A 1,468-nucleotide genomic window follows, 5' to 3' on the forward strand; every position below is an offset into this window, starting at 1 on the left:
GCCGGGGGTGGGAAGGGGTGGCGGCGGGAGACGAAAGCGGGCGTGGTCGGTTGGGCGGCGTGGACGCTGATGGTGATGGAGGCGATCTTCGTGCTGTTCAGGGGGCGTCTGTCGTCGGTCCTGGCGTAGCGCGGGATGGGAGATTTGACCTTGCGGGAGCTGATTCGCGGGCGGCGGGCGGGCAGGAGGTGGGCCAGGACGGCCTGGCCGATCCGGCCGACGAGACCGGCTTCCTCGTCGAGGACGCCGTGGGCGGCCACGACCTGGTCGCGGGCGGCTTCGAGAGCGATGGTGAAGCTGGCCCGGTCCAAGTCGGTGCCGGGCACGGACTCGACGGCGTCGACCATGGCGGTGCGCAGGAGTTGGTAGAGGGTGAGCTGGGCCCACAGTTCCTGTTCGACGCCCCTCGGGTCGGTGGAGCGCAGCACCCGGCCTTGCATCAGGGTGTGACGCAGGGCGTAGTAGGCGGATTCGATCTCCCAGCGTTCGTGATAGAGGCGGACAAGGGTGTCGGAGGGGTCTTGGTCGGGGTCCAGCAGGGTGGTCACCAGCCGGTATCCGTCGTGCAGGCGGGTGCCGTCGGTGCAGGTCGCGGTGATGTCGGCCTCGATGATCCTTACCTGCACCGAGCAGATGCGGGACAGGTAGGAGCCGTCGGGCAACCGGTGGGTGGTGGGCAGGCGGCGCTTGGAGGTGAGGCGGACCAGGAACTGGGCACCGGTGCCGGCGAACTCGGCCAGCAGCTTGCCGTTGTCGAAGCCGCGGTCGGCCAACACCAGCGACTGCGGGCCGAGCAGGTGCATCAACTGCCGCGCATAGTGGGCCTCTCCATGGGACGTGGGGCCGAATGCTGCTCCGAGCAGGCCGCGGCTGCCTGTCTCCACCAGCGCCATCAGCCGCAGCGTGGGATAGCCCGCCCAGCCCAGGCGGACCCTGGCGCGGCCGAACCATCCGCGGTTGCGTTCCGCGTCGGGCACTTTGATCGAGCTGCAGCCGTCGAAGGCCACGGTGCGCCAGTGCCGGTAGCGTGCTCCGGGCGTACGTGGCTGTGCCAGAGGCCCGGCCAACACCTCGAACAGTGACTTCAGCGGAACAGGTCCCAGACGACGCCGCAGGTCACGCAGCGCCTTTTCCGAGGGGACCGCGACTGGCAGTCCGGCCAGACCGGCGACGAGCTTGTCCCAGACCTTCGCGTAGCCAAGATGTGGGAACAGGCCGAGCGCGAGCAGAAAATACACGCCCACCCGGGACGGCAGGACCCGTAACCGGCGCTGGACGGCCCCGGTCTCGGCCAGCACGGCGTCGACCAGCTCGAAGGGAAGGTACTTGGTCAACTCGCCCAGATGGCCGGGAGCGAAGATGCCCTGGGCGACGGTCAGGGTTCGCGTGAGAGTGCTGGTGGCAGGCTGGAGCAACAGGACCTCGGCGCTCGGATTGACCTTGGCGGATCACTCCTGCCTATCAGAGG

Annotated in this window: 1 protein-coding gene; it reads right to left on the reverse strand. The window is 68.9% G+C overall.

Annotated features, from left to right (window positions below; translation table 11 throughout):
- Window positions 1-1,415, reverse strand: a 1,415-nt coding sequence (locus tag M2283_RS51515; RefSeq protein WP_280883567.1) for an IS4 family transposase, incomplete at its 3' end; no start/stop codon positions are given.
- Between the last annotated feature and the right edge of the window lie 53 nt (window positions 1,416-1,468).

Source organism: Streptomyces pseudovenezuelae (genome assembly GCF_029892565.1).
GTDB lineage: Bacteria > Actinomycetota > Actinomycetes > Streptomycetales > Streptomycetaceae > Streptomyces > Streptomyces pseudovenezuelae_A.